This window comes from Blastococcus sp. URHD0036 (assembly GCF_000701365.1).
In the GTDB taxonomy this organism is placed as follows: Bacteria; Actinomycetota; Actinomycetes; order Mycobacteriales; family Geodermatophilaceae; genus Trujillonella.
This window is the reverse complement of sequence record NZ_JNIK01000018.1, coordinates 68,127-90,897: the sequence shown is the minus strand read 5'-3', so window position 1 is coordinate 90,897 and position 22,771 is coordinate 68,127. Positions and strand designations below refer to the sequence as shown.

The window sequence follows — 22,771 nt, the reverse complement described above, 5'->3', positions numbered from 1 at the left end:
GCGCTCTCACACTCCGCAGACGAGGGCGGTGGGCCTCCCGGCGACCCGGGTGACGACGACGACGGCGGACGCGTTCCCCGGTCCGCGCAGCTGCCGGGCGATCTCCTCCGGCTCGATCGCCGACCCCCGCTTCTTCACCGTCACCCGGCCGACGCCCCGGGCCCGCAGCAGCGCCTTGAGCTTCTTGAGGTTGAACGGCAGCACCTCGTCGACCCGGTACGACGAGACCCACGGGGAGTCCGGCGCGGCCGCGTCGGAGGTCAGGTAGGCGATCGTCGGGTCGACCAGCGTCGCGCCCAGGTCGGCCGCCACGAGCGAGACCAGCCCCGAGCGGATCACCGCGGGGTCCGGCTCGTGCAGCCATCCGCGCACCGGTCCGGAGGGTGCGAACCCGGGATCGGCGTCGGCGGTCAGCTCGTGCGCGACGCCGTCCCGGACGACGGTCGCCCGCCGCCAGACAGTGGACACCGCCCGTCCCCACAGGAGGGCCTCGACGATCGACCCCTTCACCGACACCCACTCGGCCTCCACGCCCTCGGGCACCCGGTCGTGGTCCAGCCCCGGGGCCACCTTGACGGCGGTCACCGGCACGCGGTCGAGCAACTCGGTGACGGTGGTCCAGGGCGGTGACCAGCGGTCGGGGTCCAGCTGCCGTCGTCCGCCGGCCCGCCGGGCGGGGTCGAGCACCGCGGCCGCGCAGTTGGCCACCTCCCCGCCGCGGACGGCGGCGACCAGGTCGACGGCGTCGCCGGCCACCACCCACACCCGGTCGGACAGGCCCAGCGCCTCGACGTTGGCCGCAGTGAGCTCGCGGGCGAGCGGGTCGACGTCGACCGCGAGCACGCTGGCGCCCGCCCGGGCCAGCGCGATGGTGTCGGTGCCGGCGGCGCAACCGAGGTCGGCGACGGAGTCGACCTCCCCGTCGCCGGCGGCCAGCAACCGGGCGGCCCGGCGCGCGGCGAGCTCCGGGCGGCCGGCCTGCTCGAGGGTGTCGTCGGTCAGGAAGAGCCGGTCGGCGTCGGCCCCGAACACCGGTCGGGCCCGGGCGCGCAGCCGGGCGAAGCCCCAGGCCGGCCCGGCCAGCTCGGCGCCGACGGAGGCGCGCAGCCGGTCGAGGCCGGCCAGGACGTCGACCCCGTCGGCGTGCAGCGAGCCGGCCAGCTCGAGGGCCGCGGTGCCGTCGGCGGTGCGGAGCAGGGCGAGCTGCTCGAGCATCCCCTCCGGGTGGGTTCCGGACGCGTCGGCGGGCACGGCGACAGCGTGACGCACCGGTCCGCGACACCGTCGGGGGACCCGCTTGAGGGGCTGGCACTCTCGTGGGTAGAGTGCCAGACGACACGGCAGCCGCCTGACCCCCGCGACGGCAGGTGCGCAGGTCCGTGCCACAGCATCAGCACCACGCACCACCATCCACACCCACCAGCTCCACGATCCCGAAGGGGGCGTCACCGACGTGACGACCGCTACCAAGGTCAGCATCAAGCCGCTGGAGGACCGCGTCGTGGTCCAGGCCAACGAGGCCGAGACCACCACCGCCTCCGGTCTGGTCATCCCGGACACCGCCAAGGAGAAGCCGCAGGAGGGCACGGTCATCGCCGTGGGCCCCGGCCGCGTCGACGACAACGGCAACCGCGTCCCCCTCGACGTGAACGTGGGTGACGTCGTCATCTACTCGAAGTACGGCGGCACCGAGGTGCGCTACGGCGGCGAGGACTACCTCGTCCTGTCGGCGCGCGACCTGCTCGCCGTCGTGGAGAAGTGACCTCTCCGCACCTGCACCACCAGCACTGACCACCGCCCCGGCGACCCGAGACACCGGGTCCCGGGGCGGTCGTCGTCCGCCTTCCTGAACCCCCACTGATCGAGAGGTCCGGCCCCATGGCCAAGATCATCAAGTTCAACGAGGACGCCCGTCGGGCACTCGAGCGCGGCGTCGACAAGCTCGCCGACGCGGTCAAGGTGACGCTCGGCCCGCGCGGCCGCAACGTCGTCATCGACAAGAAGTTCGGTGCCCCGACGATCACCAACGACGGCGTCACCATCGCCCGCGAGGTCGACCTCGAGGACCCGTACGAGAACCTCGGCGCCCAGCTGGCCAAGAACGTCGCCACCAAGACCAACGACGTCGCCGGCGACGGCACCACCACCGCCACCGTGCTCGCCCAGTCCCTGGTGCACGAGGGCATGCGCAACGTCGCGGCCGGCGCCAACCCGATGGGCCTGGGACGCGGCATGCGCGCGGCCGTCGACGCGGTGCACGCCGCCCTCGACGCCGCGGCCATCCCGGTCGAGAAGCAGGACGCCATCGCCGAGGTGGCCACCATCTCCGCCCAGGACGCCGAGGTGGGCACCCTGATCGGCGAGGCCATGCAGAAGGTCGGCAAGGACGGCGTCATCACCGTCGAGGAGAGCAACACCCTCTCCACCGAGCTCGACGTGACCGAGGGCCTGCAGTTCGACAAGGGCTACCTGTCGCCGTACTTCGTCACCGACACCGAGGCGATGGAGGCCGTCCTGGAGGACGCCGCCGTGCTCCTCGTGCAGGGCAAGATCGGCGCCCTGGCCGACCTGCTCCCGCTGCTGGAGAAGGTGCTCAGCGGCGGTGGCCGTCCGCTGCTGATCGTCGCCGAGGACGTCGAGGGCGAGGCCCTGTCGACCCTCGTCGTCAACTCCATCCGCAAGACGATCAAGGTCGTCGCGGTCAAGTCGCCGTTCTTCGGTGACCGCCGCAAGGCGTTCATGACCGACCTCGCGATCGTCACCGGCGGTCAGGTCGTCAGCGAGGACGTCGGCCTGAAGCTGGACTCCGTCGGCACCGAGGTGCTCGGCAGCGTCCGCCGCGTCGTCGTCACCAAGGACGACACGACGATCGTCGACGGCGGCGGCGGCAGCGAGGCCATCGCCGACCGGGTCGCGCAGATCCGCCGCGAGATCGACGCCACGGACTCCGACTGGGACCGCGAGAAGCTGCAGGAGCGGCTCGCGAAGCTGGCCGGCGGCATCGGGGTCATCCGCGTCGGCGCGGCCACCGAGGTCGAGATGAAGGAGAAGAAGCACCGGATCGAGGACGCCATCGCCGCCACCCGCGCCGCGGTGGAGGAGGGCGTCGTCCCCGGTGGCGGCTCCGCGCTCGTGCACGCCGCGGCCGCGGTCGACGCGCTCGACCTCACCGGTGACGAGCTGACCGGTGCCCGCGCGGTCCGCAAGGCGCTGGACGCCCCGCTGCACCGCATCGCGGAGAACGCGGGCTTCGAGGGCCGCGTCGTCGTCAGCAAGGTCCGCGAGGCCGGCGTCGGCACCGGCTTCAACGCCCAGACCGGCGAGTACGGCGACCTGGCCGCCCAGGGCGTCATCGACCCGGTCAAGGTCACCAAGGCCGCGCTCGGCAACGCCGCCTCCATCGCGGCGATGATCCTCACCACCGACTCGGCCGTCGTCGAGGCGCCGGTCGAGGAGGACGAGCACGCAGGTGGCGGTCACGGGCACTCGCACGGCGGCCACGGCCACGCGCACTGAGTGAACGCCCCGTCCCGAGGCCCTGCGCCTCGGGACGGGGCACACAGAAACGGCGAGGGCCGGTCCAGCGACTGCTGGACCGGCCCTCGCCGTCGTGTCTGCGGGCGCTACACGCCCGCGGCGACCGCGGCGGGCTCGGCGGCGATCAGCCGGGCCCGCTCCTCCTCGCTCATCCCGCCCCACACGCCGTACGGCTCGCGGACGGCGAGTGCGTGCTTCAGGCACGCCGCCACCACGGGGCAGGTGGCGCACACGGCCTTGGCCGCGTTCTGCCGCCGGGCCCGAGCGGGCCCGCGCTCACCGTCGGGGTGGAAGAACAGGGCCGTGCTCTCGCCACGGCAGGCGCCGTGCAGCTGCCAGTCCCACACCTCGGCGACGGGGGTGGGCAGTCGGCGGATGTCAGCCATGGTGGTCCTCCTCGGCTCGATGCGAGCCGGAGGGGGCGGTCCGGCTGCAAGGGGCCGGTGCCCGACGCCCACGTGCGTCAAACACGGGAGGCCGCCGCATTTTGACGCCTCCCGGCTCACCCCGCTGGGTGAGGGCATCTGTCGCCTGGTCCCCGAGCCGATCAAGGTGGTCCTCGGTCGTGCCGAAACCGGCGGGGGAGCCCCGTCCGACGTCGGCGGGGGAATCGCCCGGACACCGTGCCGGGAGCGAGGAGCAAGGCGTGATCGACGACAGGATGCGCGGTCCCGGCAGCGGGACGACGACGGTGTGGGTCTACGACGAGCGCCGGCGGGTCCGTGAGGACATCGCCTCGCGGCTCGTGGCCCTGCCGTTCGTCGGCCGGGTCGAGGCCGTCGGCGACGCCGCCCAGCTCATGTCCCGGCTGGCCACCCGGCACCCCGACGTCCTGCTCATCGGGACGCAGCGGGCCATGGACTCCGGCCTCACCGTCGCGACGCAGGCGCTGCGGGCCTTCCCGCGGCTGCCGGTGCTCGTGCTCGGGTCCTCCGACGACGCGGAGACCGTCCGTGCCGCCGTCGCCGTCGGTGCCCGCGGCTACCTGCGCTGGGACGCCACCGCCCTCGAGATGGGCCTGGGCCTGTCCCGGGTGGGCTTGAGGGTCGACGGGCGGACGCCGCAGCCGCACAACGGCGCCTCCGTGCCGCTGGCCAGCGTCGGGGCGCACTCCGGTGCCCCCGCCCCGGCCTGGAGCGGCGCCAGCCCGCTGGCCGGCTCCGCGCCGACCACGGTCCGTGCCGCCGTCGCCCAGGTGCCGGCCGTGAGCCTCTCCATGCGCGAGATGCAGGTGCTGACCGGCATGAGCCAGGGCAAGAGCAACGCCCAGATCGGCCGCGAGCTCTACCTCTCCGAGGACACCATCAAGACCCACGCGCGCCGGCTGTTCCGCAAGCTCGGCGCCAAGGACCGCGCCGAGGCGGTCGCCACCGGCTTCCGCCGGGGCATGATGACCTGACGTGTGGGCGGCGCAGCCGCCCGTACGCGAACGGATGGCGGTCGTCCCCTCGGGACGGCCGCCATCCGGCGTCTCAGGGCCCGTGCGCGCGGGACCCCTCCGGCAGGTGCAGGACCGCCACGGTGACGAGCAGCCACGGGAGGGCGAACAGCACGCTCCCGAGGACGTCGGTCGGGTAGTGCGCCCCGCGGTACAGCCGGGCCGCCGCCACCACGAGGACGACCAGCACGGCGAGGACCACCGCGAGGCGGCGCCAGCGCTCGCGTCCCCCGGCGAGCAGCAGGGCGGCCACCGCGCCGTACAGGCAGATGGCCGCCGCCGTGTGTCCCGAGGGGAAGCTCGACGTCGGCGGCAGGTGCGCGTCCAGGTGCGGGACGTCCGGCCGGGGACGGTCGATCAGCGCCGTGGTGGTGAGGAAGACGGCGAGCTCCCCGCCCAGGGCGACCGCCAGCACGACAGCGGGCCACCACGAGCGGCGGGCGATGCCGATCCCGGCCGCGGCGACGACGGCCACGGCCACGACGACCCGGGTGTTGCCGAGCTCGGCGGCCGGGCCGGACAGGGTGTCCAGGAACGCGGTCCGGTGCGCGGCGAACCACCGGACGAGCGCGGCGTCGCGACGTTCGAAGGCGTCGCCCTCAGCCGACCGGGTCAGCAGCCAGCCGGTGGCCAGGGCGAGACCGAGCAGCGCCACCAGCGCCAGCGCGAGACGGGCCGCGGTGGGACCCGGACGGACCCGGTTCCCCGCGGCCGGGGCCGCGTTCCTGCGGTGCTCGACGGCGGGCATGGGCGAAGCGTCCCGCTCCGCCGCACCTCCCGCCAGGGAGTGCGCCCTGCTCAGTCCTCGCGGGCGTGCCTGCCGCCGCGGCCGTTGCCCGGTTCCTCGCGGTCGGCGACCGCGGCGACCCCGTCGGCGTAGCCGCTCGCGTAGTCCCAGCTCACGTAGTCGTCGGGGTCGGGGTCGAACGGCGGCTCGTGCCGGCCGGTCTGCCCCTCCTCGAGCAGCTGCCGCAGGTTGGCCTGCATGAGCGCCCAGTCGACGTGGTGCTCCTCGTCGCAGTCCGGGCAGTCGACGACGATGCCCTTGATCCCGCTGGGCTCCAGCAGCGTGCGGAAGATCTCGAGCTCGGCCAGGTCGTCGAGGACGCCGGCCCGCTCCTCCATCGTCAGCGGCGGCGGACCCGACGGGTCGGCGGGCCCGAAGTCGGGGCCGGTCGCGTCGTCGAAGTTCACGTGTCCACGGTAGCCGCCTGGCAGCCGACGGTCCGCCCCACGAGGGTCGCCGCCTACGATCGAGGCGGTTCCCCGCTCGCCCAGCAGGGCGCAGACCGATCCCGGGAGGGTGGCGGCAGGCATGCAGCCCGATGAGTTCGTACCCGAGCTGCCGGCGAAGTTCGCCCCGCTCGGCCTGACCTACGACGACGTCCTCCTCATCCCCGGCGCCTCCGACGTCGTCCCGGCCGAGGTGGACACCAGCAGCCGGCTGACCCGGGGCATCCGCCTCGCCGTCCCGCTGCTGTCCAGCGCCATGGACACGGTGACCGAGGCCCGCATGGCGATCGCCATGGCCCGCGTCGGCGGCGTCGGCGTGCTGCACCGCAACCTCGCCGCCGAGGAGCAGGCCGGCCAGGTCGACCTGGTGAAGCGGTCCGAGGCCGGCATGGTGACCAACCCGGTGACCGTCTCCCCGGACAACACCCTCGCCGAGGTCGACGCCCTCTCCGCGCGCTACCGCATCTCCGGCGCCCCGGTGGTCGACGGCGACGGCGTCCTCGTCGGCATCTGCACCAACCGCGACATGCGGTTCGAGACCGACCACCACCGGCTCGTGCGCGACGTGATGACGCCGATGCCGCTGGTGACCGCGCCCGTCGGGGTGGACCCGGACACCGCGCTCGCCCTGCTCTCCAGGCACAAGATCGAGAAGCTGCCGATCGTCGACGAGGCGGGCCGGCTGCGCGGGCTCATCACGGTCAAGGACTTCGTCAAGCGCGACCAGTACCCGAACTCCACCAAGGACGCCGACGGCCGCCTCGTGGTCGGGGCCGCCCTGGGCGTCGGCGAGGACGCCTACAAGCGGGCCGGCCTGCTGGTCGACGCCGGTGTCGACGTGGTCGTGGTCGACACCGCGCACGGCCACCAGCGCGCCGTCCTCGACATGGTCGCCCGTGTGCGGAAGGACTTCGGCGGCGACGGTGGGGTGCAGGTCGTCGGCGGCAACATCGCCACCCGGGCCGGCGCCCAGGCCCTGATCGACGCCGGCGCGGACGCGGTCAAGGTCGGCGTCGGGCCGGGTTCCATCTGCACCACGCGCGTGGTGGCCGGGGTCGGCGTCCCGCAGGTCACCGCCATCTACGAGGCCTCCCTGGCGGCCCGCCCGGCCGGCGTGCCGGTCATCGCCGACGGCGGGCTGCAGTACTCCGGCGACATCGCCAAGGCACTGGTCGCCGGCGCCGACACGGTGATGATCGGTGGCCTGTTCGCCGGCGTCGAGGAGGCCCCGGGCGAGCTGGTCTTCATGAACGGCAAGCAGTACAAGACCTACCGCGGCATGGGGTCGCTGGGCGCCATGCAGAAGCGCGGCAACCAGTCCTACAGCCGCGACCGCTACTTCGCCGACGACGTCCTCTCCGACGACAAGCTCGTCCCCGAGGGCATCGAGGGGCAGGTGCCCTACCGCGGTGCCCTGTCGACGGTGGCCCACCAGCTCGTCGGCGGCCTGCGCGCCTCCATGGGCTACGCCGGCGCGGCGACGATCGCCGACCTGCAGGAGCGCGGCCAGCTCACCCGCATCACCTCGGCGGGCCTGACCGAGAGCCACCCCCATGACATCCAGATGACGGTGGAAGCACCGAACTACCGGGCCCGGTGACCTGATGTCCGCACGCGACACCGTCGAGATCGGCCTCAACCGCTTCGCCCGCCGGGGGTACGACCTCGACGAGGTCTCGATCGTCCCGTCCCGCCGCACGCGCGACACCGACGACGTCTCCACCGCCTGGCAGATCGATGCCTTCCGGTTCGAGATCCCGCTCGTCACGAGCGCCTCGGACGCCGTCGTCAGCCCGGCCACCGCCGTCGCGGTCGGCGAGGCCGGCGGCCTGGGCGTGCTCAACGCCGAGGGCCTGTGGACCCGGTACGACGACCCGGCGCCGGCCTACGCCCGCATCCGGGACGCCGCCGCCGGTGGCCCCCCGCCGGTCTCGGTGCTGCAGGAGGTCTACGCCGAGCCGGTCAAGCCCGACCTGATCACGGCGCGGATCAAGGAGATGAGCGCGGCCGGGGTCACCACCGCGGTGCGGATCTCCCCGCAGCACACCCTGCAGCTGGCGCCCGCCGTGCTCGCCGCGGGCGTCGACCTGCTGGTCATCCAGGGCACCATCGTCTCGGCCGAGCACGTCACCACGACCGGTGCGGCGCTGAACCTCAAGGACTTCATCGCCGACCTCGACGTCCCCGTGATCGTCGGTGGCGCGGCGAACTACCAGACCGCGCTGCACCTGATGCGCACCGGCGCGGCCGGCGTGATCGTCGGGGTCGGCGCCGACAGCTACTCGACCGGGGACGCCGTCATGGGCATCCGCGTGCCGCTGGCCAGCGCGATCGCCGACGCCGCCGCCGCGCGCCGCGACTACCTCGACGAGACCGGCGGCCGGTACGTGCACGTCATCGCCAACGGCCGGATCGAGACCAGTGGCGCGATCGCCCGCGCGCTGGCCTGCGGCGCGGACGCCGTCCAGCTCGGCGAGCCGCTCCGTGCGGCGGCCGAGGCGCCGGCCGGGGGCATCTGGTGGGACTCCGTCGCCGCGCACCCGCGGCTGCCCCGCGGCGGCACCTCGGCGCCGATCGAGCCGGCCGGGTCGCTGGCCGACGTCCTGCTGGGTGAGGCGCACGCCGCCGACGGCCGCACCAATCTCTTCGGCGCGCTGCGGCGCACCATGGCCAAGACCGGCTACCGGGACCTCAAGGAGTTCCAGCGGGTCGACCTCGTCGTCGGCGGCCACGTGACCGGGGAGACCGCGGACTGATGGACTTCCCGACCGTCCTCGTCGTCGACTTCGGCGCGCAGTACGCGCAGCTCATCGCCCGGCGGATCCGCGAGGCCGGCGTCTACTCCGAGATCGTGCCGTCGTCGGTGCCCGCCGAGGAGATCGTCGCCCGCAAGCCGGCGGCGATCGTGCTGTCGGGCGGTCCGTCCAGCGTCTACGCCGAGGGCGCTCCGCAGGTCGACCCGACGCTGTTCGAGGCCGGCGTGCCGGCGTTCGGCATCTGCTACGGCTTCCAGGCCATGGCCGCCTCGCTCGGCGGGACCGTGGCCCGCACCGGGGACCGCGAGTACGGCGGCACCCCGCTGACCGTGACCACCGGCGGCCGCCTGTTCGGTGAGCTGCCGTCGCTGCAGTCGGTGTGGATGAGCCACGGGGACGCCGTGCACGAGGCCCCGCCCGGGTTCACCGTGACCGCCACCTCCACCGGGGCGCCGGTCGCCGCGTTCGAGGACGTCGACCGCCGGCTGGCCGGGGTGCAGTTCCACCCCGAGGTCCGGCACACCTCGCACGGGCAGACGGTGCTCGAGCACTTCCTGTTCGACATCGCCGGCCTCGAGCCCAGCTGGACGATGGCCAACGTCGTCGAGGAGCAGGTCGCGGCGATCCGCGAGCAGATCGGCGACCGCCGGGCGATCTGCGGCCTCTCCGGCGGCGTGGACTCCGCGGTGGCCGCCGCCCTGGTGCAGCGGGCCATCGGCGACAAGCTGACCTGCGTGTACGTCGACCACGGCCTGATGCGCGAGGGCGAGACCGAGCAGATCGAGCGCGACTTCGTGGCCGTCACGGGCGCGGACCTGCGGGTCGTCGACGCCAGTGAGCGGTTCCTCGGGGCCCTGGCCGGGGTCAGCGATCCCGAGGAGAAGCGCAAGATCATCGGCCGGGAGTTCATCCGGGTCTTCGAGCAGGCCGCCCTCGACGTGGTCAAGGACGCGGAAGAGCACGGCGAGACCGTCGACTTCCTCGTGCAGGGCACGCTCTACCCCGACGTCGTCGAGTCCGGCGGCGGCACCGGCACGGCGAACATCAAGAGCCACCACAACGTCGGCGGCCTCCCCGAGGACCTCACGTTCACCCTCGTCGAGCCGCTGCGGACGCTGTTCAAGGACGAGGTCCGCGAGGTCGGCCGGCAGCTCGGCCTGCCCGACACCCTCGTGCAGCGCCAGCCGTTCCCCGGCCCCGGGCTGGGCATCCGCATCGTCGGCGAGGTCACCCGCGACCGGCTCGACGTGCTGCGCCGGGCCGACGCGATCGTGCGGGCGGAGCTCTCGGCGGCCCAGATGGACACCGAGATCTGGCAGTGCCCCGTGGTGCTGCTGGCCGACGTCCGGTCGGTCGGGGTGCAGGGGGACGGGCGGACCTACGGGCACCCGATCGTGCTGCGGCCGGTGTCCAGCGAGGACGCGATGACCGCGGACTGGACCCGGCTGCCCTACGACCTGCTGGCGAGGATCTCGACCCGGATCACCAACGAGGTCGCCGAGGTCAACCGCGTGGTCCTCGACGTCACGAGCAAGCCGCCTGGCACCATCGAGTGGGAGTAGCGGCCACGCTCCGCTGCACGTGAGAGGCCCGGAACCGCTGCGGTTCCGGGCCTCTCACGTTCGATCGCGGCTGGCTCACCGGCGGCGACGGGCCCGCCGGATCTCGCTGACCAGCAGCGCGATGCCGCCGCCGATCAGGACGACCCAGAGGATGCCGCCGTCCTCGAAGATCCCGAGCGGCAGGTCCGCCGAGACGAGCCCGACCAGGGCGATCAGCACGAACACCACGCCGGGGACGAGCGCCGTCAGGTCGGGCCGGCGCTGCACCGGCGGCGGGGGCTGCAGCGCCGGGACCGGAGCCGGGTCGGGTGCCGTCAGCTCGCGCAGCGCCTGCTCCTGCCAGGCGGTGGGCGTCGTCGGGAACTCGCTGAAGTCAGCCACGGGACACCTCCGTGTCGCCGACACCGTGGTCGACGGTCAGGACGAACTCGGGTTCGTCGTCGTCCACGCCGGGGCCGGAGCCGGACCCGGGGAAGTAGCCGCCCTCGGACGAGCCGCCGTCGAAGACCTGGTCCTCGCCCACGCCGGTGTCCAGCGACAGCTGCACGTCCGCCTCGCGCGGCAGGACGATGTCGAGGTCGCCGACGCCGTGGTCGATCTCGATGCGCAGCGGCTCGTCGATGTCGGCGACGTCGATGCGGCTCAGGTCGACGGTCATGTCCCCGGCACCCAGCCGGTAGGCGTCCCGGACCTGGCTGACGTCGGCCGGCCGGTAGTCGCGGTCGCCGACCCCGCCGCCGTTCCACGGCACGGACGAGGTGAGCACCAGGGCGAGGGAGAGGACGACGCCCAGCGCGATCAGTCCGCCCCGCGCACTGCGGCCGGGGGTGAAGGCCGCGGCGACGAGGCCGAGCCCCACCACGAGCAGCGCGGTGCCGAGGAAGACACGGGGACCGGGCTCCCAGTCGGTCAGCCGGACCGCCAGCACGAGCGACCCCACCGCGATCAGGACGCCGGCCATCGTGAGCCGGCCGACCGGGGAGCGGGGGAGGGTCGGTGCGTCGGCGACCCGGGCGACAGCGGCGCCGTCGTCCGCGCGGCGGGGACCGGCCGGCATCACCACCCACAGCAGCAGGTAGACGAGGATTCCGGTGCCGCCGGCGAGGGTGAGGGCGACGAAGCCGACCCGCCACAGCAGCGGGTCGATCCCGCTGTAGTCGGCGAGGCCGCCGGCGACGCCGCCGACCATCTTGTCGTCGCGGCTACGGCGGGCCTGGGGACGGGCCGGCGGTCCGGACGGCGGTGGGGGCGGTGGCCAGGCGGGAGGCGGGTCCACCGTGGGCGGTGCGGGAGGCGGAGCTGCGGTCATGCCGGAGAGCCTGGCCCGCCGGGGGCCGTCGGGACATCAGGGAAGCCCCCCATCGGACCCTGGTCCCGCCCGCCGGGGTGATCACCGGTGCCTGATGCGCCGGGCCGGTGCGACGATCGACGGGTGACGGTGGACAGCACGCCCGCGACGGGCGTGGCGACGACGGACGCACCCCTGGCGCGCCCGCCGCTCGTGCGCCCGCGGTCGGGCCGGATGCTCGCCGGTGTCGCCGCCGGCACGGCCGCCCACCTGCGCACCGACCCGCTGGTCGTCCGGGTCGGGCTCGTGGCGCTGGCCGTGACCGGGATCGGCGTCGTCGTCTACGGGCTGCTGTGGCTGTTCATGCCGATCTCCGACGCCGAGGTGCCGGCCGCCCCCACGGTGGACCGGCCCAGCCGCCGGCAGACGATCGGCCTGGTCCTGCTCGGCATCGGCGCGCTGGCGCTCGTGACCAACCTGGCGAGCTGGGGGAACGGGGACGTCACCGTCCCGCTGCTGCTGGTCGGCGTGGGTCTGGCGACCATCTGGCGGCAGCTGGACACCGACCGCACGCTGGCCCGGCCCCGCGTCCGCTGGGTGCTGGCCGGCGGCGTCGCGCTCGGCGTCATCGGCGTGGTCCTGCTGCTCGCGAGCACCGGCCAGCTGGCCAACGCCCGCAACGGGTTCGCCGCCACCCTCGTGATCCTGGTCGGCGTCACGCTGGCGACCGCGCCGCTCTGGCGGCGGCTGCTCACCTCGCGCGAGGTCGAGCGCACCGCACGGATCAGGTCCGAGGAGCGGGCCGCCCTCGCCGCGCACCTGCACGACTCGGTGCTGCAGACGCTCGCGCTGATCCAGCGGCACGCCGGCGACCAGCAGGCCGTCGCCCGGCTGGCCCGCAGCCAGGAGCGCGAGCTGCGCACCTGGCTGTATGAGCCGGCGAAGGCGTCCGAGGGCACCTGGGCCGGCCTGGTGTCGGCGATGGTCGCCGAGGTGGAGGCCGACCACGAGCTCACCGTGGACCCGGTGGTCGTGGGTGACGCGCCGGTGGACGACGCCCTCGCCGCCCTGGGGGCGGCCACCCGCGAGACGCTGGTCAACGCCGCGAAGCACTCGGGGGCGGCGTCCGCCGACCTCTACACCGAGGTCACCGCGCAGTCGGTGTCGGTATTCGTCCGCGACCGGGGGCAGGGCTTCGACCCCGCCGCCGTCCCGGCCGACCGCCGCGGTCTGCGCGACTCGGTGGCCGGCCGCCTGACGCGGTTCGGCGGGACGACGGCCGTGCGCTCCGCGCCGGGAGAGGGGACCGAGGTGGAGCTGCTGCTGCCCAGGGAGGCGTCCGCGTGAGCGAACCGGTCGGGAGCGGGGTGCCGCGGGTCTTCGTCGTCGACGACCACGGGATGGTCCGGGCCGGCGTGCGGGCGGAGCTCGGCGACTCGGTGACGGTCGTCGGCGAGGCCGCCGACGCCGACGCGGCCATCGCCGGCATCCGCGCCACCGTGCCCGACGTCGTCCTCCTCGACGTGCACCTGCCCGGCGGCGGTGGGCGGGCGGTGCTGGAGACGCTGCGCGCGGAGCTCCCCGCCGTCCGCTACCTGGCGCTGTCGGTGTCCGACGCCGCCGAGGACGTCATCGCCGTCATCCGCGCCGGCGCCCGGGGGTACGTCACCAAGACGATCTCCGGGCCCGACCTGCGGGCCGCGGTGCAGCGGGTGGCCGACGGCGACGTCGTGTTCAGCCCGCGCCTGGCCGGGTTCGTGCTGGACGCCTTCTCCGCCACCGCCGCACCGTCCCCGACCGAGGACCCCGCCGTCGATCCGGGCCTGGACCTGCTGTCGGCGCGGGAACGCGAGGTCATGCAGCTGCTGGCCCGCGGGTACACCTACCGGGAGATCGGCTCGCGGCTGTTCATCTCGGTGAAGACCGTGGAGTCCCACGCCTCGAACGTGCTGCGCAAGCTCCAGCTGTCCAACCGCAACGAGCTCACGAGGTGGGCGGCGACCAACCGGCTCCTCTGATCGTCGGCCTCCGGCCGACACCGCGGCCACGTGCCGTCCCCACCTGCGCTGAGCCCCACCGTCGCACCCTTCGCGGAACCCTCCGGGCCCCACTCGGGCACGACAGTTCACTCCGTGAACACGACGTGGAAGGCCTCGGCGAGGCGGCCGGCGGGCAGGCCGAAGGTGCGGCCGACCTGCTCCATCCAGCCGGTGACGAACTGCTCGAGGTCGCCGCGGTGGCCGACCTGGCTGACGTGGGACTTGAGCGCGGCGAACTTCAGCTCGACGACGTCGGTCACGTCGACCGCGTGGTCGGCGCGCGGGCTGGCGCCCAGCCACACCTCCGACACCGTCCACGCCTCCAGGCCCTCGTCGGCGAGCAGCTCGGGGAAGGCGAACGGGTTGCGGGAGTCGGGGTAGACCGCGCGCAGGGTCGACTCCCCGGTGATCATGTGGTCGGGGTGGCTGGCCCCGATCCGCTCGTACCAGCGCTCGGGGGAGCTGGTGAGGACGCGCTGCGGACGGACCTGCCGGATGACGCGGGAGATGTCGCGGCGCAGGTCGAGCGTCGGCTCCAGCCGGCCGTCGGGGTAGCCGAGGAAGCGGACGTCGGTCACGCCGACCGCCGCCGCGGCCGCGCGCTGCTCCTCCTGCCGCAGCGGGCCCATCAGGTGCCGCGGCGTCTCGTCGAAGCCGCCGGCGTCGCCGTCGGTGACGATGCAGTAGGTGACCTCGGTGCCGGCCGACGTCCAGGTCGCGACGGTCCCCGCGCTGCCGAAGTCGACGTCGTCGGGGTGGGCGAGGACGCACAGGACGCGGTCGACGTGCTCGGCGGGACGGCGGGGGAGGGGAGCGGTCACCCGGCGGAGCCTAGGAGGCCCGCCCGGGGGACCGCAGACCGGCGAGCTTGTCGGGGTTGCGGAAGACGAGCACCTGCTCGACGCGACCGTCGGTGACGACCAGGGTCGTCGCCATGAACGGGCCCTCCGGCGTCGACGCCACGACGCCGAGCTGGCCGTTGACCTCGGTGAGCTCGACGCGCATGCCCGGGATGGCGGCACCCTCCGGGCCGACCGCCGCCAGGAACCGGGCCACCTTCTCCGCGCCGACGATGGGCCGCAGCGCCGCCTTGGCCTTCCCGCCGCCGTCGGTGACCAGCACGGCGCCCGGGGCCAGGACGGTGAGCAGCTCCTCGACGTCCCCACCGACCGCGGCGGCCAGGAACCGCTCGGTGACCTCCCGCTGGGCGGTGGCGTCGGTGTCGAACCGGGGTCGGCGCGCGGCCACGTGCTCGCGGGCCCGGTGCGCCAGCTGACGGATGGCGGGCTCCGTGCGCCCGAGGACCGCCGCCACCTCCGCGCTCGGCAGGCCGAACACCTCGCGGAGCACGAACACGGCCCGCTCGACCGGGGAGAGCGTCTCGAGGACGACGAGCAGCGCCAGCGACACCTGCTCGCCGAGCTCGACCTCGTCGGCCGGGTCCGGCGCGGTGCCGGTGAGCAGCGGCTCGGGCAGCCACGGGCCGACGTAGGTCTCCCGGCGGCTCTGCGCCGAGCGCAGCCGGTCCAGCGCCAGGCGGGTGGTGATGCGCACGAGGTAGGCGCGCGGGTCCTCGACGTCGTCGCGACCGGCGGCCGACCAGCGCAGCCAGGCGTCCTGCACGGTGTCCTCGGCGTCGGCGACGCTCCCGAGCATCTGGTAGGCGACTGTGAACAGCAGCCGCCGGTGCGCGTCGAAGGACCCCAGGACCTCGGGAGGGACGCCGGTCATGCCGCCGGCACCGCGCACCGGTCGCGGAACCCCTGGCTGGTGAGCCCCAGCGCGGCGTTGAACCGGGACCGGCTGTTCTCCACGGCGACCATCATCGTGAGCTCCACCAGGGCCGCGTCGTCGAGGTCGCGCCGCAGGCCGGCGACCATCTCGTCGGTCACCACCGGCGGGGTGGCGGTCATGGCCTCCGCGTACTCGAGCACCCGGCGTTCGAGGTCGGTGAACGCGTCGCTGTCGCGCCAGTGCGGCACGGCGAGGAGCTTCGCCGGGTCGACGCCGTCCCTGGTGCTGATCCAGGAGCCGAAGTCCACGCACCAGGAGCAGCCGATCCCCACCGCGGAGGCCATGACGGCAAGGGCCTCGAGCGTGGGGTCGAGGCGGTGGCACCGGGCCAGGGCCCCCTCCTGGAGCGCCGAGGCCAGCAGGACGCCGGGGTGGTGCCCCATCGCCGCGGCCGGGTCCAGCTCGGCGCCGTAGCTGCGACGCGACCACCACCGGGCCAGACGGTTGACGACGGTGCGCGGCGGGTCGAGCGGGATGCGGGCCATGTCGGGCGTCCTCTCCGGAGGGTGGTGCCCATGGAGACGACGCAGCAGATCCGGATGTGACAGGCGGGGGCTCAGCCGGGCAGGACGGCCGGCGCGCCCGGCTGCGGACGGGTCGCGGCCATCGCGTCGGCCACGTCCGGCGTGAGCACCCGGTTCCGGCCGGCCGCCTTGGCGGCGTACAGCGCACGGTCGGCCTCCCGGAGGACCTCCGAGAGCGTCGCCGTGGCCCCCCGGGTGCTGGTGACGCCGGCGGAGACGGTGATCGGGAGCCCGGCGACCGGGGTGGCCGCGACCGCCTGACGGACGCGCTCGGCGACCAGGGCGGCGTCGTCGATGTCCCGGCCGGGCAGCAGCAGGACGAACTCCTCGCCGCCGACCCGGTAGGCGACGTCGGTCGACCGGAGGCTGCTCCGCAGGCGGTCGGCCAGCTCCACGAGGACGTGGTCGCCGCGGTCGTGCCCGTGGGTGTCGTTGACCTGCTTGAAGTGGTCGACGTCGCACATCACCACGCCGATGCACTGGCCGGTCCCCTGCGCCAGGCGCTGGGCCTCGGCGAACCGCGAGGAGAGGGTCAGCCGGTTGAGCAGGCCGGTCATCGGGTCGGCGACCGCCTCGTCGCGGCTCTGGAGGTCCGCGGAGGCGAGGTGCGAGCCGACCAGGCCGACGGAGACGACCAGCGAGGCGAACACGGTCAGGTGCAGCACCGGCGGCGCCTCCGGGGCCGGCGGGAGGGCGGGCGCGAACAGCACGGCCGGGGTCAGCAGCGCGGCGATGGTGCCCACGGCCGCCACCAGCACCTGCGGCCGGAAGCAGACGGCCTGGGCGAGGACGGGGACGACGAGCAGCGGGAGCAGCGGGCTGGCGGCCCCGCCGGTGAGGAGCACGGCGGCGACGAGGTCCAGCTCGAGCACGCCGAAGGTCAGCGCGGTGACGTGCTCGGGGTTCTGGCTGCGCCGGTGCAGGACCGTGCCGACGGCCATCGTGGCGGTACCGACCAGGACGACCACGACGAGGGCCGGGCCGTACCAGACCGCGGAGACCAGGCAGGCGGCCCCGACCGCGGCACCGAGACGCTCGGGCCGGCTCAGCGCGCGGCGCATGTCCGCGTAGCGCGCGCGGTCGACGGCGCCACCGCGCAGCCAGCGCACGGTGCGCGACTCGGCCGCCGGTGCGGCCTCGGATGGGGATCCCACGCTCCGTGTATCGACTCCAATTAGTCCGACCTTGAGAGCGCCGAGCCCTTCTCATGAGGAGAGGGGAGGACCAAGATGTCCTACCGTGCTGCCGCAGACACGGGGCGTGACGACGTCCGGAGGCCGGGAGGCCTCGCAGGAGTCCCCGCCGTCGGCCCTGCCGCCACTCCTCCCCACGACGGCGGTCTGCAGCGCGGGTGCGCTCCTCGCGGTCGTCGTCGGTCTCGCGTTCGTCCTGCCGGCCGACGTCCACGACCGCGTGGTCTCCAACCTCGCCCAGCTGGTCGCACCCGCCGCCGCGGCCGGTGCGCTGCTGCGGCGGGCACGGCGGTCCCTCGGCCGGTCGCGCCTCACCTGGGCCGCCCTCGGGACCGCGTGCGCGAGCTGGGCGGCGGGTCAGGCCTGGTGGACGTCGCAGGAGATGACCGGTGCCGGCATCCCCTTCCCGTCCGTGGCCGACGTGGGCTTCGTGGCGTTCGCCGTCCTGGCAGCGGTGGGCCTGCTGCTCCACCCGGCCGACGGTGGCGGGCGCGCCCGCTGGCGGCGCACGTCCGACGCCGTGATGTGCACCGCCGCGGTGGCGCTGGTCAGCTGGCAGTTCGTGCTCGGTCCGGTGGTGGACCGGCAGGCCGCGACCCCGCAGCTGGACTGGCTGCTCTTCCTGACCTACCCCGCCCTGGACGTGGCGCTCATCGTGCTGTGCCTGCTCACGGCGGCCCGCGCACGGATGCGGCAGCCGGACCTGCTGCTGGTCTGCGCCGGTCTGCTGGCGCTGAGCATCTCCGACGGCACCTTCGCCTATCTGCAGGCGACCATGCGCTACGCCGGGTTCTCCGCCGACCTCGGGTGGGTTGTCGGCTTCCTGCTGCTCGCGCTCGCGGGCATGGCGCGCCCGGCCGGCACTCGGGTCGGGTGCGCCGGGGATGCGAGGCGCGACCGTGCGGCGCTCGCCGCGCACCTGCTGCCCTACGTCCCGGTCGCGGTCGCGCTGGTGACCACCGTGCTGCACGTCCTGCTCGGCGGGGAACTGGGCGTCGTCGAGGTCTGCCTCGCCACCGTCGTGATCACCCTCGTCCTCGCCCGGCAGTACCTGGCGCTCCGGGACAACGTCCGTCTCTCCGCCGAGCTGGCGGCCCGGGAGGCCGTCCTGCGCCACCAGGCGTTCCACGACGTGCTCACCGGCCTGGCCAACCGGGCGCTGTTCCTCGACCGGCTGCAGCACGCCGTCGCCCTGCACCGCCGGGACCGGCGCCCGGTCGCCGTCGTCTTCCTCGACCTGGACGACTTCAAGGTCGTCAACGACACCCTCGGGCACGCGGCGGGGGACGAGCTCATCGTCCGGGCGGCCGACCGGCTCGGCCGCGCCACGCGCGCCGGGGACACCGTGGCCCGGCTCGGCGGGGACGAGTTCGCCGTCCTGCTGGAGGACGGCGGGGACGCCGAGGAGGCGACCTCCCGCCTGCTCGAGGCGCTGCGCGAGCCCTTCCAGGTGGCGGGCAGCCCGGTGCTGGTGCGGGCGAGCGTGGGCATCTGCGCGCTCGGCCCGGACGACCCGCCGCTCCCTGCTGACACGTTGCTCGGCCGGTCCGACACCGCCATGTACGCCGCCAAGCGCGCGGGCAAGGGCCAGGTCGTCCGCTACCGGCCCGGCCTGACCCTCCAGGAGCGGGAACCGGCGGGGCTCGCCGCCGAGCTGCGCCGCGCGGTGCACGCGGGGGAGGTGACGCTGGCCTACCAGCCCATCGTCGACCTGGGCAGCGGGCGGGTCGTCGCGCTCGAGGCGCTGGCGCGCTGGACGAGCGACTCGGGGGCGGTCGCGCCCGACGTCTTCGTCCCGGTGGCCCAGCGTGCGGGACTGCTCGACGAGCTGACCGGCCAACTGCTGGCCCAGGCCTGCGAGCGGCTGGCCTGCTGGTCGGCCGACCGCGAGGGCGATCTCGCGGTGCACGTCAACGTCGCGCCGGCCTCGCTCGTCCGGCCGGGGCTCGTGCCGCGCGTGCGGGAGCTCGTCGAGTGGTACGGGCTGACGTCCGGTCAGCTGGTCCTGGAGGTGAGCGAGTCGGGGCTGCTGGCCCACGAGGAGGCCGCCGAGGTCGTGATCGGTGAGCTGTCCCAGCTCGGGGTGGGCGTCTCGCTGGACGACTTCGGGGTGGGGCACTCCTCCCTGGCCCGCCTCGGGGCGCTGTCGCTGGAGTCGGTCAAGATCGACCGGTCCCTCCTCGCGCGCATCGACCGCGACCCGCGCGAGGCGACGCTGCTGGGGGCGGTCTTCCGGCTGGCGCGCGACCTGACGCTGCCGGTGATCGCGGGGGGCGTCGAGCGGCCCGGGCAGCTGTCGGCGCTGCGCCGGATGGGCTGTCCGCAGGCGCAGGGCTTCCTGCTCGCCCGCCCGGTGCCGGCCGAGGCCGTCCCGGACCTGCTGGGCGGTTCCCGCCTCCTCGCCGTCTGACCCCGGGGTCCGGCGCCGGGCGGGTCAGAGCCGGCCGCGGCCCTGCCGGAGCAGCATGAGCGCGAGCGTCGCGCCGTCGTCGCCCAGGGCGGAGCGGAACCGCGCCAGGACCTGCGACTCCCGGGAGAGGGAGAGCCGGGTGCCGCCGGAGGCGGCCCGCAGCGCGCCGATCTCGGCGGACACGGCCAGCCGGCGCTGCACCAGGTCGATGATCTGGGCGTCGCAGGCGTCGATCTGCTCGCGCAGAGCGCCGATGCGGTCGGCCGGGTCGGTCGTGGCGGTGGTGGTGGTCATGACGTTCTCCTGCGGGTCGGGCTCGTCGGCCGTCGGACCCGGGAACGAGAAACGCCCCGGGCTCCTCGGGCCCGGGGCGTCTGTTGCGGCGTGTGCTCAGCCAGCGGTGACGGACACCGGATCCCGGTGGCCGTAGTAAAAGCTGACCGTGGCGAGCACGGCGGGGAGTCTGCCACAGCGCGCCGGCGCCGGCGAGCGCCCCTGCGGAGTGCCCCGGACGGCCGCGGCGGTGTCACCCGTCCGAACTACAGTGGTGTGGCTATGAGCAGCGTCCAGCAGGCCCTCCCCGGCACGGCCACCCTCCAGCGGTCCGCGCGCGGCCAGACGGGCCGGGAGCTCGACCGCATGCTCGCCGGGCTGAACGGCCCGCAGCGCGACGCGACCGTCCACGAGGGCGGTCCGCTGCTCATCGTGGCCGGGGCGGGGTCGGGCAAGACCCGGGTGCTGACCCACCGCATCGCCTACCTGCTGGGCGCCCGGGACGTGCAGCCGGGCGAGATCCTCGCGATCACCTTCACCAACAAGGCCGCGGGCGAGATGAAGGAGCGGGTGGCCGCTCTCGTCGGTCCCCGGGCGCGCGCGATGTGGGTGTCGACCTTCCACTCGATGTGCGTGCGCATCCTGCGCGCGGAGGCGGCGAAGCTCGGCCTGAAGTCGTCGTTCACGATCTACGACCAGGGCGACTCGGTCCGGCTGATGTCGATGGTGGCCCGCGACCTCGACCTCGACGCGAAGCGCTATCCGGGCCGCAGCCTCGCCAACCAGGTCTCCAACCTGAAGAACGAGCTGGTCGACGAGGAGAGCTTCGTCCCGCAGACGGCGCCGGAGAAGGTGCTGGCCGAGGCCTACACGCTCTACCAGCAGCGGCTGCGCCAGGCGCACGCCATGGACTTCGACGACCTGATCATGAGCACGGTGCACCTGTTCCAGGCGTTCCCGGACGTCGCCGAGCACTACCGCCGGCGCTTCCGGCACGTGCTGGTCGACGAGTACCAGGACACCAACCACGCGCAGTACATGCTGGTGCGGGAGCTCGTGGGCACGGGCGAGGGCCCGGTGCCCATGGCGGAGCTGTGCGTCGTCGGCGACGCCGACCAGTCGATCTACGCCTTCCGCGGCGCCACGATCCGCAACATCGACGAGTTCGAGCGCGACTACCCGCAGGCGACGACGATCCTGCTGGAGCAGAACTACCGCTCGACGCAGCGGATCCTGCGGGCGGCCAACACCGTCATCGCGAAGAACACCTCCCGGCGGCCGAAGAACCTGTGGACCGACGCCGGCGACGGCGACCTGATCGAGGGCTACGTCGCCGAGAACGAGCACGACGAGGCGGCCTGGGTCGCCGAGCAGATCGACGCGCTCGTCGACGAGGGCAAGGCGCAGCCCAAGGACATCGCGATCTTCTACCGGACCAACAACGCCTCCCGGGTGTTCGAAGAGGTGTTCATCCGGGTCGGCATGCCCTACAAGGTCGTCGGCGGGGTGCGCTTCTACGAGCGCAAGGAGGTCCGCGACGCGCTGGCCTACCTGAAGGTCGTCGCCAACCCGGCCGACGTGGTGAGCCTGCGCCGGGTCCTCAACACGCCGAAGCGGGGGATCGGCGAGCGCGCCGAGGCCTGCATCGAGCAGTACGCCGACCGGGAGCGGATCCCGTTCGCCTCCGCGCTGCGACTGAGCTCCGAGGTCCCGGCGCTGGCCACGCGGTCGCTCAAGGCGATCCAGGAGTTCGTGGCGCTGCTGGAGGAGTTCGAGCAGCTGGTCGAGACCGGTTCCGGTCCGGCCGCGCTCCTCGAGAGCATCCTCGACCGCACCGGCTACCTGACCGAGCTGTCGGCCAGCACCGACCCCCAGGACGAGGGTCGGGTCGACAACCTCAACGAGCTCATCTCGGTGGCCGCGGAGTTCGAGGCGGCGCACCCGGGGGGCACGGTCACCGACTTCCTCGAGCAGGTGTCGCTGGTGGCCGACGCCGACCAGATCCCGGTCGCCGGCGACGAGGCCGGCGTCGTCACGCTGATGACGCTGCACACGGCCAAGGGCCTGGAGTTCCCGGTCGTCTTCCTGACCGCGCTCGAGGACGGCGTCTTCCCCCACCTGCGGGCACTCGGCGACCCGCGCGAGCTGGAGGAGGAGCGCCGGCTGGCCTACGTGGGGATCACGCGGGCGCGGGAGCGGCTGTTCCTGTCGCGGGCGACCGTGCGCACCAGCTGGGGGCAGCCGGCCTACAACCCGCCGTCCCGCTTCCTCGACGAGCTGCCCGCCGACACGGTGCACTGGGCGAACCTCGCGCCGACGCCCGCACCGAGCACCGGCTACAGCCGCGGCTACTCCTCGGCGCAGACGCGGGTGGCGGCAACCGGGCTCTCGACCGGCGGGCTGCGCGGCGGTGCGGGCAACCGGGCGGTCATCTCGGTCGAGGTGGGCGACCGGGTCAGCCACGACGCGTTCGGCATGGGCACCGTCGTCGAGGTCAACGGCGTCGGCGACAAGGCCCAGGCGACCGTGGACTTCGGCAGCGGCGGCACCAAGCGCCTCGTCCTGCGCTACGCCCCGCTCGTCAAGCTCTGACCGACGAGCGGGGGCCCGGAGGGTCCCCCGAGGAGGTCAGCGAGCCGCCCCGCGAGGCACCGCGACGAGGCGGGCCCGGAGGGTCCCCGAGGAGCGTGTGGGAAGGGCTCCACGCGGCCGGGGGACGGCACG

20 protein-coding genes and 1 pseudogene are annotated in these 22,771 nt (G+C 74.3%); 10 read left to right on the top strand and 11 right to left on the bottom strand.

Annotation, left to right across the window (positions count from 1 at the left end; genetic code table 11):
• Positions 1–6: 6 nt before the first annotated feature.
• Complete coding sequence (locus N555_RS0120710) at positions 7–1,251, bottom strand: class I SAM-dependent methyltransferase (protein WP_231503056.1); 1,245 nt, start codon at positions 1,249–1,251, stop codon at positions 7–9.
• 202 nt (positions 1,252–1,453) lie between these two features.
• Between N555_RS0120710 and groES the strand changes: the two genes are divergently transcribed.
• Positions 1,454–1,762, top strand: coding sequence for a co-chaperone GroES (gene groES / locus N555_RS0120705; protein WP_029433407.1), 309 nt, complete (start codon positions 1,454–1,456; stop codon positions 1,760–1,762).
• A gap of 116 nt (positions 1,763–1,878) precedes the next feature.
• On the top strand, positions 1,879–3,516 hold the full coding sequence (gene groL / locus N555_RS0120700) for a chaperonin GroEL (RefSeq protein WP_029433406.1): 1,638 nt from the start codon (positions 1,879–1,881) through the stop codon (positions 3,514–3,516).
• Between the two features lie 107 nt (positions 3,517–3,623).
• Here the strand turns inward: groL and N555_RS0120695 are convergent, their stop codons facing one another.
• Positions 3,624–3,923: a WhiB family transcriptional regulator gene (locus N555_RS0120695; protein WP_029433405.1), complete on the bottom strand. Its 300-nt coding sequence runs from the start codon at positions 3,921–3,923 to the stop codon at positions 3,624–3,626.
• Between the two features lie 260 nt (positions 3,924–4,183).
• On the opposite strand from N555_RS0120695, the gene N555_RS0120690 reads away from it, so the two are divergent.
• Complete coding sequence (locus N555_RS0120690) at positions 4,184–4,936, top strand: response regulator transcription factor (protein ID WP_029433404.1); 753 nt, start codon at positions 4,184–4,186, stop codon at positions 4,934–4,936.
• A gap of 73 nt (positions 4,937–5,009) precedes the next feature.
• Here N555_RS0120690 and N555_RS26290 read toward each other — a convergent pair whose 3' ends face one another.
• Together N555_RS26290 and N555_RS0120680 are read right to left on the bottom strand one after the other, a co-directional pair.
• Positions 5,010–5,723 carry a phosphatase PAP2 family protein gene (locus N555_RS26290; RefSeq protein ID WP_029433403.1) on the bottom strand — a complete coding sequence of 238 codons (714 nt, stop codon included), beginning with the start codon at positions 5,721–5,723 and terminating at the stop codon, positions 5,010–5,012.
• Between the two features lie 50 nt (positions 5,724–5,773).
• Positions 5,774–6,169 (bottom strand): DUF5319 family protein, encoded by a 396-nt coding sequence (locus tag N555_RS0120680; protein WP_029433402.1) that lies wholly within the window; start codon positions 6,167–6,169, stop codon positions 5,774–5,776.
• 121 nt (positions 6,170–6,290) lie between these two features.
• Here N555_RS0120680 and guaB point away from each other — a divergent pair, with 121 nt between their 5' ends.
• The 3 genes from guaB to guaA are packed head-to-tail and all read left to right on the top strand — an operon-like array spanning position 6,291 to position 10,526.
• Complete coding sequence (gene guaB, locus N555_RS0120675; protein ID WP_051684312.1) at positions 6,291–7,808, top strand: IMP dehydrogenase; 1,518 nt, start codon at positions 6,291–6,293, stop codon at positions 7,806–7,808.
• A gap of 4 nt (positions 7,809–7,812) precedes the next feature.
• Positions 7,813–8,964 carry a GuaB3 family IMP dehydrogenase-related protein gene (locus N555_RS0120670; RefSeq protein WP_029433400.1) on the top strand — a complete coding sequence of 384 codons (1,152 nt, stop codon included), beginning with the start codon at positions 7,813–7,815 and terminating at the stop codon, positions 8,962–8,964.
• Positions 8,964–10,526 (top strand): glutamine-hydrolyzing GMP synthase, encoded by a 1,563-nt coding sequence (gene guaA / locus N555_RS0120665; RefSeq protein ID WP_029433399.1) that lies wholly within the window; start codon positions 8,964–8,966, stop codon positions 10,524–10,526. Before N555_RS0120670 ends, guaA begins: the two co-directional genes overlap by 1 nt.
• A gap of 75 nt (positions 10,527–10,601) precedes the next feature.
• On the opposite strand, the gene N555_RS0120660 is transcribed toward guaA, so the two are convergent.
• Together N555_RS0120660 and N555_RS0120655 are read right to left on the bottom strand one after the other, a co-directional pair.
• A complete protein-coding gene (locus N555_RS0120660; RefSeq protein WP_029433398.1) occupies positions 10,602–10,907 on the bottom strand; it encodes a hypothetical protein in 306 nt (101 codons plus the stop codon).
• The gene (locus tag N555_RS0120655; RefSeq protein WP_029433397.1) at positions 10,900–11,835 is read right to left on the bottom strand and encodes a PspC domain-containing protein; all 936 of its coding nucleotides are present in this window, start codon (positions 11,833–11,835) and stop codon (positions 10,900–10,902) included. Before N555_RS0120655 ends, N555_RS0120660 begins: the two co-directional genes overlap by 8 nt.
• 123 nt (positions 11,836–11,958) lie before the next feature.
• Here N555_RS0120655 and N555_RS0120650 point away from each other — a divergent pair, with 123 nt between their 5' ends.
• Together N555_RS0120650 and N555_RS0120645 are read left to right on the top strand one after the other, a co-directional pair.
• Positions 11,959–13,161, top strand: coding sequence for an ATP-binding protein (locus N555_RS0120650; RefSeq protein ID WP_231503055.1), 1,203 nt, complete (start codon positions 11,959–11,961; stop codon positions 13,159–13,161).
• Positions 13,158–13,832: a response regulator gene (locus N555_RS0120645; protein ID WP_029433395.1), complete on the top strand. Its 675-nt coding sequence runs from the start codon at positions 13,158–13,160 to the stop codon at positions 13,830–13,832. The genes N555_RS0120650 and N555_RS0120645 overlap by 4 nt, the downstream gene beginning before the upstream one ends.
• 107 nt (positions 13,833–13,939) lie before the next feature.
• On the opposite strand, the gene N555_RS0120640 is transcribed toward N555_RS0120645, so the two are convergent.
• From N555_RS0120640 to N555_RS27080, 4 genes are all read right to left on the bottom strand, one after another.
• Positions 13,940–14,674, bottom strand: a complete 735-nt coding sequence (locus tag N555_RS0120640; RefSeq protein ID WP_029433394.1) for a PIG-L deacetylase family protein — start codon at positions 14,672–14,674, stop codon at positions 13,940–13,942.
• Positions 14,675–14,684: 10 nt separating this feature from the next.
• Positions 14,685–15,584 carry an RNA polymerase sigma factor SigJ gene (gene sigJ, locus N555_RS0120635; RefSeq protein ID WP_029433393.1) on the bottom strand — a complete coding sequence of 300 codons (900 nt, stop codon included), beginning with the start codon at positions 15,582–15,584 and terminating at the stop codon, positions 14,685–14,687.
• Positions 15,581–16,132 (bottom strand): carboxymuconolactone decarboxylase family protein, encoded by a 552-nt coding sequence (locus tag N555_RS0120630; protein WP_029433392.1) that lies wholly within the window; start codon positions 16,130–16,132, stop codon positions 15,581–15,583. Before N555_RS0120630 ends, sigJ begins: the two co-directional genes overlap by 4 nt.
• 71 nt (positions 16,133–16,203) lie before the next feature.
• Entirely contained in the window at positions 16,204–17,325 is a 1,122-nt protein-coding gene (locus N555_RS27080; RefSeq protein WP_051684311.1) for a GGDEF domain-containing protein, read from the bottom strand.
• 106 nt (positions 17,326–17,431) lie between these two features.
• Between N555_RS27080 and N555_RS0120620 the strand changes: the two genes are divergently transcribed.
• Positions 17,432–19,774 (top strand): putative bifunctional diguanylate cyclase/phosphodiesterase, encoded by a 2,343-nt coding sequence (locus N555_RS0120620; RefSeq protein ID WP_156036479.1) that lies wholly within the window; start codon positions 17,432–17,434, stop codon positions 19,772–19,774.
• A gap of 24 nt (positions 19,775–19,798) precedes the next feature.
• Here N555_RS0120620 and N555_RS0120615 read toward each other — a convergent pair.
• A pseudogene (locus tag N555_RS0120615) lies at positions 19,799–20,074 on the bottom strand (chorismate mutase); the annotation flags it as partial.
• 255 nt (positions 20,075–20,329) lie between these two features.
• Between N555_RS0120615 and pcrA the strand changes: the two are divergent.
• Positions 20,330–22,639 carry a DNA helicase PcrA gene (pcrA, locus tag N555_RS0120610; RefSeq protein ID WP_029433388.1) on the top strand — a complete coding sequence of 770 codons (2,310 nt, stop codon included), beginning with the start codon at positions 20,330–20,332 and terminating at the stop codon, positions 22,637–22,639.
• Positions 22,640–22,771 lie beyond the last annotated feature (132 nt).